The following is a 16,230-nucleotide window of genomic DNA, read 5'->3' on the forward strand; positions in this document are numbered from 1 at the left end:
CTTACGATCTTATTTTTTCTATTTCTTTACTCTTTTTTAAATACGATCTCCATGTAACCGCCCATTTTTCAGGGTTTTCAAAGAAGTCTTGCTCATCTACTCGGTGAATAGAGCTATTATAAGGTGCATTTTTTACTTTTTCAGGTTTTTCATAAGCTTCGTTTGCAATATAGGTTAAAGAGGCAATATATTCATCTAAATCTGATTTTGAAGTTGACTCTGTTGGTTCAAGCGTAAAAGGTTCAGGAACAACATATGGATGATGACTAGTCCAGTATTGGTGTGCAAAGTCGGCCATTCTTCGTGAAATATCATCGGTTGTAACTCCCGTTTCGCGAGTTAACTGCTCCCAGCTATAGCGCACTTGCTCCAATCTCTGCCCTTTAATATATGGAGCACTTGCACCACGAATTTTTAAAATATGGTGATACAAGTAATTGTTATTTAATACAGCGATTTCAGCAACATCCTTTAATCCTTCTGCACCAAGTGCTCGAATCCAAGCATATGCACGTATTATCATTTGAGGTACCCCTTGAAACGAACGAACTTTTCCAATGCTATGCTTCATATCACTTTTTAACGTGTATTGATCACCTTGTTTTTCAACTATTGGACCAGGCAAAAACTCTTTAAGTTTCTCAGCAACTCCCAGTGCCCCAGTAGCTGGACCACCACAAGCGTGTGGTGTAGAAAATGTTTTATGGAGATTGAAGAAACACATATCAAATCCTGCTTCTTTAGCTCTAGTAATTCCTAGCAAACCATTCGCATTTGCTTGATCGTAATAGCAAATCCCTCCTACATCATGAACAACTTTTGTAAATTCTCTTATATGTGTATTATATATTCCAGTATCCTCTGGATTTGCTACTACAAATCCGGCTGTACGGTCAGATACTACCTCCTTTAACTTTTCAAGATCAGGGAAACCATCTTTATCAGGATACAGTGTTATAATTTTATATCCCTTTACAGCCGCAGTTGCTGCCTGAGATGGGTGTGAGAAAATAGTTGTAATAATTTCATCTCGCTGCTCACCCTCCCCATTGCTCTCATGATAAGCTCGAACGATGGAAGCCATTGTAAACAACGACTGTGTTCCACTGCCTGGTTGGAAAGAAAAGTAATCCATACCGGAAATTTCTCTCAAACATAGATCTAATTTATGTGTTATTTCTAAAGTGCCTTGCACGGTGCTTTCGTCTTGTAAAGGATGAAGCTCTGTCATTTTAGGAGATGAAGCAATTTCTTCATTTATCTTAGGAGAATATTTAATCGTACAAGTACCCTGACCTATTTCAACATTCAGAGCGCCCCCTAGCATTTCTTGAGAAAGTCTTAAATAGTGACGAAGAACTCTGTTTTGTGAAATTTCAGGTAGTTTAGGGGCTGATTTTCTGATCAAAGACGCTGGTAAAACTGATAGCCCATCGCCTACACAATCTACAATTTCACTTTCCACTTGCGGTAGTAAAACCCCTCTTTCACCACTGTTATGAAGTTCAAAAATAATCGGTTCATCCCATTTTGCTTGATGAAAATTTCGTACTTTATGTTCGCGGTTAATTTTTTTCATAGCCATTCATCCTTTTCAATTTATTTCATTTTTCGTTTATGCACTGCTTAATTACAGAAACGAGTTGGTCGATATCTTCTTTCGTATGAATTTCTGTAACACAAAATAAAGAACTTTGTTGTAATTCTGGAAAATCTTCTGAAAGGTCTTTACCACCAAAAATTCTATTGTCCAGAAGATACTTATTAATCTCTTTCACTGATTTCCCAGTATAGGAGAAGTCTACAACGAACTCTTTAAAACTAGTTGACTCAAATCGTGAAGCTACTACATTTGGAATACTGCCAATCTGTTGCATTGCATATTGCGATTTTTGCAGGATAGATTTCCCAAGCTCATACATTCCTTCAGGACCCAGAAGTGATAAATAAACTCCTGCGGTAATTCCCCATAATGCCGTCTGGGTGCCTACCGATTCTTTTCCATTTTCTCTTTGTGCAAAGGAAGTTCGATCATAATAAACATCACCAAACCCATATTCACCTTCTACAACCGTAGGTGCAATTCCAAATAATCTAGATGGGTATTCTTGCACAAATTTAATATCATCGTGGGTTGCAATAAACCCTGATTGACCACCACCGTAATTCATATGCATGCCTAGCGGTTGAAGATCGCCACAAACAATTTCAGCACCATAGTGACTAGGTGGCTCGACAATACCTAGAGAACTAGGATCGACTCCCACAATCGTAATTGCCCCATGTTTTTTTGCTAGTTTACTAATTTGTTGACCTTGTGTTTCTAAAAAGCCTAAATAGGATGGATTTTCAAAATAGATAGCTGCTGTATTTGACGATAATTTATTTTTCAAATCTTCCAAATCAATTTGTCCAGTATCTTCCTTATAATCAATCAAACTAACATTTATATATGGCGAGCAATAGTTTTTAATAACTTTCAGACGATCAGGTGAGGTTGTTTTAGGCAGTAATATATCTGTACGATTGGTGATTCTGGTTGCCATACGAATAGATGTTGATGCTGCTTGTGCCCAATCAAATGTCGGAACGTTAACAACATCCATATCTACTAACTCTGCCATTAAACTCTGGTATTCAAAAAGAGCTTGGAAGCGACCATGATCTTCGTATGGATCTCCTGCATACCCAGTTAAAAACTCTGCACGTGAATTAATTTCATCACAAACAGCTGGGATAAAATGATTCCAACAACCAGCACCCAAAAAGTTCAGATATTCTGATGTACTCGTATTTTTAGATAACAACCCATCCATATATCTGCGTAATTCATATTCTGAAAGCGCTTTCGGAATATTCATTGTTTCACGGTAAAGAAGCTCTTCAGGAATTCCAGCGAATAACTCTTCAACCGTCTTTACTCCAATCTCTTTTAACATTTGCTCTTTGATTTCCGGTACAGTATTTGGGATATAAGGATGTGCAATTTTTTTCGATTCTTTCATAACAATTTCCTCCTATTTTTTATGCTAGACCTCCGCCATCAACCGTAAGAACCGTTCCCGTGACCCAAGAAGCCATATCACTAGCCAAGAACAGTACACCTTTACTGATATCTAGCGGGGTTCCAATTCGATTTAGTGGTCTATCAACTGCTGAAGTTGCTAAAAAAGCATCTTCATCCTGTTTTAATTGTTTTGCCTCATCTCTTAGAAGAGGTGTGTCTGTATCTCCAGGGCAAATACAATTCACTCGAATATTTTGTGGTCCATGATCAATAGCCATTGCTCTTGTTAAATTCACAACGCCAGCTTTCGCGGCACAATAAGATGCTGCCAGATCCCCACCTTTCAATCCCCATCCAGATCCGGTGTTAACAATGCTTCCTCCACCGTTTTTATACATAATAGGAATAATATACTTAGATAATAGAAATGCTCCTTTTAACGAAACATTTAGTACTAAATCCCAATCTTCTTCAGTATGATCGACAACTGTTTTTCGCCGGATGACTCCTGCATTATTGAAAAGTACATCAATTTTACCGAAGTCATCTTCGATTCTCTTAGCAGTTGCTTTGCAATCTTCCGAAGATGTCACATTGCATTTGTAAAATTTTGCGTTTACGTCTTTATCACTTAACTCCGCAGCAACCTTTTTTCCTTTTTCTTCATTAATATCTATTAACGCTACTGAGGCCCCAAGTTCTGCAAATAAATTTGCAGTAGCTAAACCTATTCCTGATGCAGCACCTGTAATAGCAACTACTTTGTTTTTTACCCCTAATAAGTCTTCGTAATTCAAATGCATCTCTCCCTCTCTACGTAAATTAATATTGCAATTTGTGTGCCAACTATTTTAAAGTAAAAAACTCATATAAAACAAAGAGTATTGCTAACGTGTAGTAAATAATTCTATAAATAACTAGTGTCATAGATGACAAAGTTTGTCTGTTTTGTCATTTACGTCATCTCTTTAAAACTAGTGAAGTTATGCTAGTTCTCCACCGTCAATTGGAATATGTTGTCCTGTAATATACTTCGCTTCTGAAGATGCTAAGAAAGCAAATAATCCAGCAACTTCTTCGGGTTGGGCGTGGCGTTTTAATGGAATTTTTTCATTTACTTGTTCTAATGCTTCTGGGCTATATTCTGCCATTTGCATTGGAGTAAGTACATATCCCGGACAAACCGTATTTACACGAATTGTAGGTGCTAATTCCAATGCCATCGTTCGTGCTAAAAGATTTACACCAGCTTTTGAGGCATTGTAATCCGCATAATTTGGATGTCCTACTAAACCGTTAGTAGAAGCTGTCATTAAAATTACTCCATTTTCCTGTTTAATCATTCTCTTCGCCGCTTCTTGTGCTGCATAGAAAGTACCATTCAGATTAACGCCGATTACTTTATTCCATTGTTCTGGCGTAATATCTAGAAAACTAGATCTAACGCTTATGCCGGCATTTGCAATAAGGATATCAATACCACTAGCCAAGTCATCTATCTTTAGAAACGCATCTTGTACACTCTCGTAATTGCTTACATCCGCGACGATACCATGTTTAATATCCGGATATTCACTCAATACTCTATCTAATGATTCTTTATTGTTATCAATTATAGTGACAATTGCATTTTCATCTGCAAATCGAAGAGCCGTAGCAAGCCCAATGCCACTAGCACCTCCAGTTATAACAACACGTTTTTCACTTAGACTATCTTGATAGTTACTCATTTTTGAATCCATCCCTCCACTTTCAACCTATTGATTGTTTAAAGGTCTCATTTGTTTAAAGTTTCTACATATCTATCCTCCTTACTAATTCAAGAAGCAAATTATTAACATCCCTGAATTTTCCATACTCTACTTATACTTATTAATCTTGCAATTTCCATGCCAACTATAGTAAATGGACTACAAATTGGATAAAGACTAGGAAAATGTGTAAACATGAAAAAAGATATTAATTAATTGCATATGACACTTTTGACAAATGACATAACATATTTGTCACAATAATCATTTTTAAATTGACTATTCAGAATCTTATAAATATAATTTTGATAGAAGATGAATAAGTTAAATGAGAGGTGATTGAATGATTTTATTAAGTTCTATTTCGAAAGTAATTCAAGCTTTTTCAGGACTTTTGCAAGTCGATATTGCCTGTTTTGATAAAAATGGACGTATAATAGCCGCAACCGAGGATTATATAACACTTAAGGGTATGAAGGTCCATGTTCCTTTTTTTGATAAAATATATGGAAATCACATTACTCTACTTCACCAACCTGGAGATATGAATATGTGTGAGGGTTGTCATTTTTTTAATAAATGTCCATCAAAAGCGGAACTCATTCAAGATATGATGTTTAATGGGGAAAAGTTTGGATATCTTTCTTTTGTTAGTCTATCCAGTCATAATAAAAGTGTTTTAATTGAACAAAAAGATTTCTACACAGAGTGGTTAACCCGTTTAAAAGATATTATCATTTCAATTTTAAGGGATTCAAATGAATTCAAAAGTAATCTTTCACCTGTTTATTCTTCCGGAAACTACATTTTCGGAGATAGTAATGCGTTTAAATATATTACTAAATTGGTCAAAAAAATGCGTAATAGTACATCAACAGTTCTTATTACCGGAGAGACGGGGACTGGCAAAAGTATGCTCGCAAAATACATTCATGAAAATAGCACAGTGAGTGATGGTCCACTAGTAGAAATTAACTGCGCAAGTATTCCTGAGAGTTTATTTGAAAGTGAATTATTTGGATATGAAAGTGGTGCGTTTACTAACGCTAGGAAGGGTGGAAAAAAAGGTTATTTTGAATCCGCAGATAACGGCACGTTATTCTTAGATGAAATTGCGGAGATTCCAATTCACTTGCAATCGAAGCTATTAAAGGTTTTACAAGATGGGATAATCCAACGGGTTGGCGGAACTAGTGTTAAAAAGGTAAATGCTAGAATAATAGCTGCTACAAACCAACCACTGGAAAAATCTATACAAGAAAAGAAGTTCCGGTCAGACCTATTTTATCGTTTAAATGTAATCCCTATTAATATCCCCCCTTTAAGAGAAAGGCTACTTGATTTACCTTTACTTGTAGAAGAAATGATGGAAAACTTAAAACATCGATCTGGTAAGTATTTCAACTCTTATACAAGTGGATTTATGGAAGCCCTTTCTTCTTATCACTGGTCAGGTAATTTGAGAGAACTTGAAAACGTTATTGAATATAGTATGAATTTTGAAAATGACAGTACTTTAACTGAAGCGTCTCTTCCCCCTTACTTATCAGACAATTACAATTTAAATCTGAGTTTATGCAAGAACATAGAATTAGTAGGAATGGAGAGAGAAATTATCATTCAAAAACTCAATCTCTACGGGAACAGTTACAATGGCAAACAAATGGTAGCTAAAGACTTAGGAATTAGTGTTAGAACGCTTTATCGAAAGTTGGATAAGCTAAAAATAGAGTCTTGAATCAATTACAAATTTATGTAATTACGCCTAATTTTGAATTATTCTTTCCTTAGTCTTCGAGATGTAGGCTTTGCAACTGTAGTAAAAAAATATGAATGATATAATCTTTTTAGTCTGGATGGTAACGTTATTGAACCATTTGGAGGACGTTTATTTAAAGGGTTTTCTTTAGGTAAAAATTAAATTTATAGATTTTGCGGTTGTTCTAAGAACTAAAAGAAAATTATTAAGAGCTTGGAATTTCCAAGCTCTTTTTGAATCACATGCAACATTTCGTGTTCTTGGTAAGAGCATGAAATGTCCCATCATGGAACTATATACGTTTAGTACAGCTAGTGTTTTGAGCGAAAAAAATTTAATCAAGATCTTACCGAGATGCTGCAAAAGTATGAACAACATCTTGAAAATCCAATTTTGCGGGATAAACCTCCTGCTAATCTCCTAGAAAATGTAATAAAGGGTAGCATAGGATTTAAGATTAAGGTGAAAGAAATCTATTATAGGGTTCCTTCATTATTTACCTCAACTTCAGCGAAGTAAAACCAGACTCCACTTCCGTGTCAAAAAATTTTACTTAAACCAAAAAGCCACGATTACCGAATCATCTTCGGTAATCGTAGCTTTTAGATCTTCATAAATCGCATTCAAAATTGTGTTTGGTCCCTGAGATAGAAACAAACATAAAAATCACAACATTAACGTTTGTTTGAATTAACATGAATGTTTCTGACACAAGGACATAGTTTTAAAAAGTTACAGTTTCTCCAAGAATACTAACTACTCTTGCTAAATTAACGCAAAAAAGAGGACCCTCTAACATATCACTGAGTAATCCTCTTCAAACATATATTATTTACTTTCATAAAATTCTTCTGGAATTCCTTGAATTAATGGTGATGCTTCACCAGAATAGAAAATACGTAAATCGTGGAGAGACCTCGTGCAGCCTACATATAATAATTTGGCATCATACTTTGAATCTTTATAGTGACTTGCGTCCACATCGATAAGTAGCACTGCATCAAATTCCAAACCTTTAGCTAAATACACCGGTACCACTGATATACCACCTGCATATTTACTTTGATTTGCTTCAATGACATTCGCATTAATCCCTGCAGTTAGTAACTTTTCATGTATCGAACGGCATTCAGCATCTGTTCTACCTATAATCGCAATCGTCTTGAGATTTCCTTTTCGTAAATCTTGTAATACTTTAACGATTTCGGTAATTTGATCATCCGTAGCAATCACTTTCACTTTTTCACCACTACGAAAAACTGGTGTTGCAAGACCTACTGGAACTTCAGCATGCTTAATGACCTCATTTGCAAATTCGATAATTTCCTTTGTAGAACGATAGCTTCTCGTCAGTTCATAATAACCCGTTTGTTGAAACAATTCTTTAAAGTCATTCCAGTCCTCAATACCTTGATAATTATAAATTGCCTGAGATAAATCGCCCAAAATGGTAAAAGAATTTCCCAGTGTAATCTCTTTTAAAACATAAATTTGAAATGGTGAAAAGTCTTGTGCTTCATCGATGACAACATGATGAAATTTTTGCTTGCCTTCTATTCCCGTTAATTGATGATGAATATATAGGAGTGGCGCTAAATCTTCTACATTTACTTCTTTCTTTTGGCAATTCTTTTCTGTTTCTCGTACAAGCGCTTCTGGCAATAGTTCTACTATTTCTTTTCGTTTCATCAAAGATTTATAAAATGATAAAGCGCTTATTTTCGGCCAAAACTTCATATATGCATTTAATCTTATATTAGCCTCTTTTTTCAATAGCTTTTTCTCATTGGTTCCTTCGATCTTTTTAAGTTCTATTTCTATCCAACGCTTGATTCGTGCAACTAATCGTTCCCTGCGCTTTGTTAATGGATAATGCTTATATTCAACCAATAACCACTTCTTAATTTCATCTACTGTTATCACAGCTTGATCCCATAGTTCTAAATTAGTTGTTGGTACTAGATTTTCTTCAAATTGAATGAGACTTCTTTCAATAAATGACTTAAACTTGATTGACCCTTTTAATTTACCCTGCATAACTTTATTATTGTCACGATTAATTGAAAAAGCTTCTTTCAACTTTTCTTCTGGTTGTTTTAATTTCACCGCATTATCTAAGAGACGTAACGCCCACTCTGGAAAAGTAGTTTGTTTAATATTACCTACTCCCAGTTCAGGAAGTACACCAGAAATATAGTCTAAAAACAAACTGTTTGGAGCGAAAATGATCATTCTATCTGCTTGTAGCTGTTCACGATATTCATAAATTAAAAAAGCAAGGCGATGTAAAGCGACAGTTGTTTTCCCACTCCCTGCAACCCCTTGGATCAATAATGGCATATTTTTCACAGCTCGGATAATTTCATTTTGCTCAGATTGTATCGTTGAAACGATATCTTTTAATTTATTATCTTTATTTTCACCTAATCGGTATAAGAGAAATTCGTCTGTCAGGGATACATCTTCACTTCCCTTTACATACGTATCAACCACACGCTCTAGTTCTCTTTTACGAATGGCTATGTTTCTTTTTAAATAGACTTCTCCTTCTACCAATCCATCAGGCGATTGATAAAAAGCCAGTTCTTCTCCACCATTGAAGGAATAAAACATACTCGCAACTGGTGCACGCCAATCAATAACTATTGGTTTCTTCGCTTCCTCATCAGATACACCGACTTTCCCAATATATAAAGAATTTGGCTCTAAATGGCCATCCTCCCTAAAATCTAACCGACCAAAGTATGGCTCTTGTACACCAATTCGTAAGTTTTGCCGATTTAACTCCCTCATACTTTCAAGTACTTGCTCGGTATAGTTATCTCCATGATAGACCGGAATACTTTCTAGCTTGTGTATTCGGTCATCCAGTGTAGATAAAACCTCTTGCAATCTCTTAAATTCCTCTTCATATATAGTGCTCATTATGATACTCCCCCCAACTTTCTAAAATTTCAGTCGAGTTACAATTGTATAAAATATGTATGTACAAAGTCAATTGTTCTCTGCGTTAGAAACAAACGTGGAAATCACAACATTCACGTTTGTTTGAATTAACATGAATGTTTCTGACACAGGGAAGGTATTTAATTGTTAGACTACGCTTGATAAAATTTACATTGCGGGGCAAGTGCTGCTAGTTGAGGTTTAGTGAGATTTAGACTTCAGCTGGTGGTATGAAACACAAACATGCTTAATAGCCACCTTTAAAAACACTAATTCAGAAGTCTATTATGTGCACTTAATACTAATTCATTAAAAAAATCAAACGCCTCATTCTCACTACCAGTTTCTTTAATTATATAGTGGCCTCCACGTTCTTTTGTTTTATAAACTTTCCACATACCTTGATCAAATGCACATCCAATTACAAGAGGAGCATTTGATATCTTATCCAGTATCATAATGTATTCACCTAATTTTAGTTTTTCAGATTCAAATTTATTTAGAAACTCTTGCTTTGTCACGTTATTACCCCCTAGTATTTCGGAATGGTTCCGATCATTTCTAACATTTCAGCATTTAATGGTGTTACAATTTGCTCTGCTCCCCCATCCATTAATCTTTCTCCTGAAGAAATTTTCTTCCATGGAGCAGCAGTACCTTTCAGTCCATATGTGGCATTTGTATTTCAATCACTTTTTTACATTATCTCGAAAATCATTGTAATGTGCCTGAAAATCCGTAAAATCCACATTAGAAATTGGATTCTTTCCATTAGCCACTACAATTTTATTCAACTCTTCAATACTTCCACTTTTTATGGCATCAATAGCATTAAAATAGGATTCATTATCAAAAGTTCCTTCATGCCTTGCAGTTGGGTTTTCTAAGTAAGGGATCGCACGTTGATTATATGTGCGTGGAATACCATTATCAGGTATAACAGTGAAATTTTCTCCACCCTTTCCACCGACTCTATCCCTTTAAATGGATCTATTTTAGTATAGCATTTACATATAATTTGCAATATGTAGGAAAAAACTATGAAATTGTGTTGTATAATGTATATAACTTTAATACTAAAGAGGTGCAATATGTCTGATAAGAGATTTGAACTACATTTTGTAAGAACAGTAAATGAAGTATTTGACCCCTGGGAACTTTCAAATTTTATAAATGACTTTGGTAATGAATATTATAAATTTGACCTTTTAAGAAATATAGCTTTAGAATTAGAGAAAGGTGAACTTCCAGAAAATATTTTAATTTTAAACAATTCTATAAAGAGAAAATATATTAATTATGAATACATTGACTTAAAAAATTCTTCTATGTTTAATAGTTTTCAAAGCATAGGTTATCCTATAAGTCTGTATCCTAATAAAGAAATTCTAAAAATGTCCCTTGTTATTAGGCTTTATAAGAGATTAAACAAAATACTTAACAAAAACATCTCAAGTAATATATTAACGTCTGAATATCAAAAATTACATAATGGGTCACTTTCTTCGACACTAAATAATTTATATGAAGCAGCCTTAGAAAAATTACCTAAAAATGCTAGTATAACAATTAAAAATAATATAATTAATATAAAAAATGAAATTGAGAAAGAATATACTAATTATCTATCACACGAAGAAGAGATAAATAAACTCATTCAACAATTAAAAAATAATGAAGCAATAGATACTACTAATCTATTAGATCAATATTTTAATTATTTTTTCGAATTATTCTCAAAAACCAGCAAACCTCTAGTTGGTATATATTTAGAGGAAGAAAAGAAAATCAAAATTATCTGTTCAAAACACCTTAGAAAACGAAAAGAAACATTGCCAGAGTTAGACTTTAAGAGATTTGGACACAATAGCCCTCCCTTTTTTGATATTCTTACTGGTGCAGCACAAATAGGAAAAACCATATATGATTCAAAAAAAGAACAAGAACTAAGAGATGAACAAATTAAAACTGAAAAACTTAATCAAATATATGTGAATACAAAAGTTGCTACAGAGATTGTTAAGAAAGAAACTATCTTAGTAAGAAAACAAATTCTTGAAGAGCAACTTATTCAATTAAAAGAAAAAAGATCTTCTGAAAGTAATAACATTAATACAATAGAAGATGAAATTGCAGAAATACGAAATACCCACGTTAAACTCAATGTAATGGAATTATATAACAACCAAACTCTAAACATGAATTTATTACTTAAAAGAAATAAACTAAATTTAAAAGATATAAATTCTAAAATAGACAAAAAGGCATAAATAATATACTGAAGTGTGTATTAGAATATCTCCACCGGTTTTTTGCCTAATGTAACGAAAAATCGTTTAAATTCGCCCTTTCTATTTTCCATAGAAAATTATTAATTCCTTACTTATCTACAAAATCTTTTGAAAGAACTGGCATTAGTCCAGTTTATCTAATTACTATTTATTACTAAAACAATTCGTTTGATGAGTATTCTCCCATTATTTTGTACCGTTGCGTTAAGCAATATAATAAAAGCAAAATTAGTGGTAAAGGATAGATATTCAAAAAGCGTTCATTATACCAAATAAAAAGTCGCTCAACCCCTGATTTTTCGAGAGGGAGCGACTTTTTTATATGGAGACGGCGGGAGTAGAACCCGACTTTTTCATTAACGGCTCAAAACTAGTGTCCACACAGCTTTTTTGTACATTATAAAGTTTACTAACATCGGTTTTAGCATCGGTTTAATAAAAAAGCCTATTCGGAGGCAAGGACCTAAAAAGATCAATATTATTCATCTGTATTATTTGTTTTAGAGGTACTCATTGCCTCACTAACTTATCAATTATGTTTTTATTGATACTAAACTCTTCAATAACTTCTTCTTTTGATTTAACATTTTCATGACATAGCCACCAAGTAGTATAGATGCAAAGCACTGCGCATTAAAAGCTTGTTGCATAAACCACTGCCAACAATTTTCCGATTCATCATAGTGATAATCTGACTTCCGGACTTCAAATTCAGCTTCAACAGCAACATCAAATTTTATTTTCATGTCCTGTAAGTCATTAACAGACACAAACTTTACTTCTATATCTGACAATTCTATGCCGCCAATGTTTCGAACTCTATATAGCCGTAAACCTAAGTCATTGTAGTTATCTGCGGTGTAATCTTGTATGGCGGCAAACATCTCATTATAAAATCTATCTGCCACATAATCCTTAAATGAACGATTGCCTGCCATATTACCCCCTCCATACCCACTTTAGAAATAAAGTAACCCTATATCCATTTTTTCACTAGATAGATAGTGTGAGTACATCATTTCAGCTGGTAATTGTCTTATTTTGATGCTCTGTAACCCCATAGCATCTAACATTTCCAAACTGACATATCCCTTGACAATAATTCCTTGTTGTTCAGTTGGCAACAAAAAGCAATTCTGTACATCTTGAATGCCATGGTCATTAACAAACCTTTTAAACGCTAACTGATAGAGATACTGCTTTGTAATATCTACAATTCCAGGTTGTCCTCGCAGTTTTTTTCCTTGCTCAAGTTGAATGGTATAATACTTGGCATCAAAAATGATGAACTGATGTGAGTTATTCACCTTATGGATTGATACAAGGTCTGGAATAAGGGTCTCATTGGCAATCTTTTGAAATTCTGTACCGTCTTGCGTATAACCATTCCACTTTGGTTTTTCTATTAGTGAAATGAGTAAATCCTGAGGATTGTATCCATTTGCTAAAGATATAGGGAGTGAGCCGAGCGGAGTCTGCAATTGATTGTCTAAAACTTCCGCACACACCTTTTCCCATACCAGATTAAAACTATTTGTACCAAACATAGTGAAACAATCAATATCTACAAGAGTGCTACTATGAGCGATATAGGCATATAACGTCTTTAATAACAGTTGCTTTCTTGTATTAAACTGTAAATTTAATTCATTCTGTATTCGATAGAGTATATAATCTGTTTCTCTAAAATCATCTAGTTCTTCATCAGACACTTCAACCGGTAGTATGTCAAACAAATCCAATAAATCTGCATCTTGTAGTTCTCTTGAGCAAATACTGATAATTGATTCGTGGATCCTTTTAAAGTAATCAAAATCATCATTAATACGTTTTTGTGTAAACAGTTCTGGGTAATATGGGCGATTATTGCTGAGATAAGTAAAGGTCTCATTTATCGTCTTGTCCCACAGTATTTCACCCGAACCATTAGTTTCAATTATATCTTGTGTATTCGTGTAAGCGCCATTTTCATGGTAGTCATTCAAAAGATAAATCATCACAGAGAGTAGGTTAAATGAATTACCTTCTTCGCTATCATTGTACATCCGAATAATTTGTTCCTTGGAATTATATCTTTCCAGAACTTTTATGATTTGCTTTAATTCTGTTTTAGGAGCAACGTTACTTATATATTTCGGATAGCATTTTAAGATGCAATCCAAAACCGTAATGACACCCACAAATGTAAAAACATAAAGATGCTCATTTTCTCCAACCTCAACATCGATTACTTCAATATCTTTTTCGATTAGGTCAGACATATCCTTCTGCACATCAGTTGCTTTTACAGCTTTCAAGACACCGTATTCCTTCAGTTTTTTTATGATAGCAACGGTCTTTTCGGCTGTACAATCAAAAATGTTTCGCAAGTTTTCCTGTGTATATCGTTTCTGTTCACGTACAAACTTGGATATCATTATTTATACTCCTCTGCAGATTCAGCAACTCCTGCTATAGCCATAGCCCTTGGAAACTTGTCCCTAATCTCCTTACAGAAAATTTCTACACCACGCTTATCAAATTCCTCGCAAATAGAGGAATATTTCGTTGCGTCCTTACATCCATCAAATAGAGATGCCCTTTTCTGTTTTGCAGCATCATCAAATAAATACATTAGAACTTTACTCTTGAAGGCAGAAATAAAGATATCAGCGTTAATTTTATTACCTGAACTTGGAACTACGATTTTTCTTGAAAGGAAATAAGGTCCTAATAGCTTATCCTCATTAATTTTATAAGAAGAAAGTGTATTATTGATTGCCTTACGCAGTTCATTCCATTCTATCTCACGATGATAGACCTCGCTACCCATAGTAACAAAGTTCCCCTTAATGTCATTCTCATTATGATTTATACCAAGATAGTCAAAATTCCATCTACGTTTGAACGCAGTATCCATAGGGTATACGCCTTGGTCAGCACTATTCATAGTTGCCCATATAAACATATTATCTGGAATTTTGATTTCAGAATACTCTTGTGGCTTACCACCTAATTCCTTAGCAAGGTACTTTTTAATATCTTCAGATGTTTGGATAGCATATTCACTAACATTATCGTCATCACGGTCTAACAACTGGAATACATCACCAAATACGGCTGCAACGTTTGCTCTGTTGATTTCTTCAACAATTAATAAATATGGCTTAGGATTATCTGTCTGAGCATTTTTAAGTGCTTTAACATACGTCCTCATAAATGGGCCAGGGACGTATTCATATGTAATTTCACTAGCAGACTTTTTATTTGAAATCAGATTTACATATGGCCTAATCGCACGACCATGATTTCGTTCAACGCTATTATCACCACTAGCATCAGAGCCATCTTTTTTCTTAGTTTTAAACTTGTCATCATTATATAATCCCAGTAAAAGTGGCAGGCGAGTTAAATCGCCCTCTTTAAACTTGTCATATAGCAAATCATATTTTTCTTGGGCCGTCTTATCATCCAATAGAACAGATAAAACCCCCTTCTCATCTTCGCTTACAATGAGATCATTTACAGGATCCAACATCGTAGGCTTGTAAGTTCCCACAAAGTTTGCATACGAATAGTCGGGATGGAAAGTCACACGCCCATACTCACCACCATTTTTAAGCAAGGTATCCTTATCTCGATTTAGATCATAACTTTTACCTGTTCCTGGAGCACCAAAGATAATTCTATTACGGTGGAAATCTGATTTGATACTTGTCTTGTAAATACTCTGCACTGGGTGCACAAGCAAGTCATCGTCGACAATAGGTTCAGCAACGTCCATATCGATATTGTATATTTTCAAATTTTTCAGGCGAGTTTCGTACTTGCGAAGTATTTCCGGTTTAATAATTATATGTTTACCACCCGATTTGTCAGCGTCTTCATCCAAGAATCCCCAACGCATCAGTATCATAATTGGCTTACAATCTGCATATCTATTAGCCTCTTCACTCAATGTAATAGGACCTTGATTTCTTAGTTCCCTTAATTCAGCTAAAGTATCTGTATAGTTACCGCCTACATCTTCGAGTTTCCAAAGTAAAAATGCAAATTCCCTATATGTCAAATAACCCAAATCCATTATAGCTCTAATATACAGTGCAGGAGGTTCCACATCAGAGTTACTTTCAGGACAGCCATAGTTGTGCCGACCAAACCTCACAGTTTCTAATGCATTCATTAATACTTCTTGTATTTTATCAGTATTACTTTCTGTTATTGCTTCATACATTTTCTTACCGGATTCAGTAATCCTTCTTCTTGACTGAGGGTTATTAATATCTTCCCAGACTGTAAAGCCAAAGTAAGATGTAATCTGGGCCTTTTTAGTATAAGAAGATTGGTATTGATCAGACCCAATCATTGCCTTTAAATGTTCTTTATATATGGCATTTGTCAACCAATCGTTAGCTTCATGGTATATGTGCAAAACTGATTCAATTTCGTTCAACAGTGCACTATTTTTTGGCATCACTATCTTTCCCATCAATATCC

11 protein-coding genes are annotated in these 16,230 nt (G+C 34.4%); 2 read left to right on the plus strand and 9 right to left on the minus strand.

The genetic code is table 11. The features are described from left to right. Nucleotide 1 precedes the first annotated feature (1 nt). From gcvPB to KD050_RS04950, 4 genes are all read right to left on the minus strand, one after another. Complete coding sequence (gene gcvPB / locus KD050_RS04935; RefSeq protein WP_211895122.1) at nucleotides 2-1,579, minus strand: aminomethyl-transferring glycine dehydrogenase subunit GcvPB; 1,578 nt, start codon at nucleotides 1,577-1,579, stop codon at nucleotides 2-4. Between the two features lie 25 nt (nucleotides 1,580-1,604). Continuing rightward, nucleotides 1,605-3,005: an aminomethyl-transferring glycine dehydrogenase subunit GcvPA gene (gene gcvPA / locus KD050_RS04940; RefSeq protein WP_211895123.1), complete on the minus strand. Its 1,401-nt coding sequence runs from the start codon at nucleotides 3,003-3,005 to the stop codon at nucleotides 1,605-1,607. Between the two features lie 19 nt (nucleotides 3,006-3,024). Next, the gene (locus KD050_RS04945) at nucleotides 3,025-3,804 is read right to left on the minus strand and encodes an SDR family NAD(P)-dependent oxidoreductase (protein WP_235753917.1); all 780 of its coding nucleotides are present in this window, start codon (nucleotides 3,802-3,804) and stop codon (nucleotides 3,025-3,027) included. 186 nt (nucleotides 3,805-3,990) lie between these two features. Next, nucleotides 3,991-4,737 carry an SDR family NAD(P)-dependent oxidoreductase gene (locus tag KD050_RS04950; protein ID WP_211895125.1) on the minus strand — a complete coding sequence of 249 codons (747 nt, stop codon included), beginning with the start codon at nucleotides 4,735-4,737 and terminating at the stop codon, nucleotides 3,991-3,993. Nucleotides 4,738-5,101: 364 nt separating this feature from the next. On the opposite strand from KD050_RS04950, the gene KD050_RS04955 reads away from it, so the two are divergent. Beyond that, nucleotides 5,102-6,496, plus strand: a complete 1,395-nt coding sequence (locus KD050_RS04955; RefSeq protein WP_211895126.1) for a sigma-54 interaction domain-containing protein — start codon at nucleotides 5,102-5,104, stop codon at nucleotides 6,494-6,496. 849 nt (nucleotides 6,497-7,345) lie between these two features. Here the strand turns inward: KD050_RS04955 and KD050_RS04960 are convergent. Both KD050_RS04960 and KD050_RS04965 read right to left on the minus strand, forming a co-directional pair. Continuing rightward, nucleotides 7,346-9,442, minus strand: a complete 2,097-nt coding sequence (locus tag KD050_RS04960) for a HelD family protein (protein WP_211895127.1) — start codon at nucleotides 9,440-9,442, stop codon at nucleotides 7,346-7,348. Between the two features lie 290 nt (nucleotides 9,443-9,732). Then, the gene (locus KD050_RS04965; RefSeq protein ID WP_211895128.1) at nucleotides 9,733-9,984 is read right to left on the minus strand and encodes a hypothetical protein; all 252 of its coding nucleotides are present in this window, start codon (nucleotides 9,982-9,984) and stop codon (nucleotides 9,733-9,735) included. Between the two features lie 570 nt (nucleotides 9,985-10,554). Here KD050_RS04965 and KD050_RS04970 point away from each other — a divergent pair. Beyond that, entirely contained in the window at nucleotides 10,555-11,733 is a 1,179-nt protein-coding gene (locus KD050_RS04970; RefSeq protein WP_211895129.1) for a hypothetical protein, read from the plus strand. A 554-nt stretch (nucleotides 11,734-12,287) separates the two neighbouring features. On the opposite strand, the gene KD050_RS04975 is transcribed toward KD050_RS04970, so the two are convergent. Genes KD050_RS04975 through KD050_RS04985 form a run of 3 tightly spaced genes read right to left on the minus strand, consistent with a single transcriptional unit; the run spans nucleotide 12,288 to nucleotide 16,222 of the window. Then, nucleotides 12,288-12,692 carry a hypothetical protein gene (locus KD050_RS04975; protein ID WP_211895130.1) on the minus strand — a complete coding sequence of 135 codons (405 nt, stop codon included), beginning with the start codon at nucleotides 12,690-12,692 and terminating at the stop codon, nucleotides 12,288-12,290. A 21-nt stretch (nucleotides 12,693-12,713) separates the two neighbouring features. After that, entirely contained in the window at nucleotides 12,714-14,171 is a 1,458-nt protein-coding gene (locus KD050_RS04980) for an LlaJI family restriction endonuclease (protein WP_211895131.1), read from the minus strand. Continuing rightward, complete coding sequence (locus tag KD050_RS04985) at nucleotides 14,171-16,222, minus strand: AAA family ATPase (protein WP_211895132.1); 2,052 nt, start codon at nucleotides 16,220-16,222, stop codon at nucleotides 14,171-14,173. Before KD050_RS04985 ends, KD050_RS04980 begins: the two co-directional genes overlap by 1 nt. Between the last annotated feature and the right edge of the window lie 8 nt (nucleotides 16,223-16,230).

The organism is Psychrobacillus sp. INOP01 (assembly GCF_018140925.1).
GTDB lineage: Bacteria > Bacillota > Bacilli > Bacillales_A > Planococcaceae > Psychrobacillus.

What these genes read in the sequence shown, in the direction of transcription:
- KD050_RS04950 (WP_211895125.1), bottom strand. Translation starts at nt 4,737, where the DNA reads ATGAGTAACTATCAAGATAGTCTAAGTGAAAAACGTGTTGTTATAACT.
- KD050_RS04955 (WP_211895126.1), top strand. Translation starts at nt 5,102, where the DNA reads ATGATTTTATTAAGTTCTATTTCGAAAGTAATTCAAGCTTTTTCAGGA.
- KD050_RS04980 (WP_211895131.1), bottom strand. Translation starts at nt 14,171, where the DNA reads ATGATATCCAAGTTTGTACGTGAACAGAAACGATATACACAGGAAAAC.
- KD050_RS04975 (WP_211895130.1), bottom strand. Translation starts at nt 12,692, where the DNA reads ATGGCAGGCAATCGTTCATTTAAGGATTATGTGGCAGATAGATTTTAT.
- KD050_RS04960 (WP_211895127.1), bottom strand. Translation starts at nt 9,442, where the DNA reads ATGAGCACTATATATGAAGAGGAATTTAAGAGATTGCAAGAGGTTTTA.
- gcvPB (WP_211895122.1), bottom strand. Translation starts at nt 1,579, where the DNA reads ATGAAAAAAATTAACCGCGAACATAAAGTACGAAATTTTCATCAAGCA.
- gcvPA (WP_211895123.1), bottom strand. Translation starts at nt 3,005, where the DNA reads ATGAAAGAATCGAAAAAAATTGCACATCCTTATATCCCAAATACTGTA.
- KD050_RS04970 (WP_211895129.1), top strand. Translation starts at nt 10,555, where the DNA reads ATGTCTGATAAGAGATTTGAACTACATTTTGTAAGAACAGTAAATGAA.
- KD050_RS04985 (WP_211895132.1), bottom strand. Translation starts at nt 16,222, where the DNA reads ATGGGAAAGATAGTGATGCCAAAAAATAGTGCACTGTTGAACGAAATT.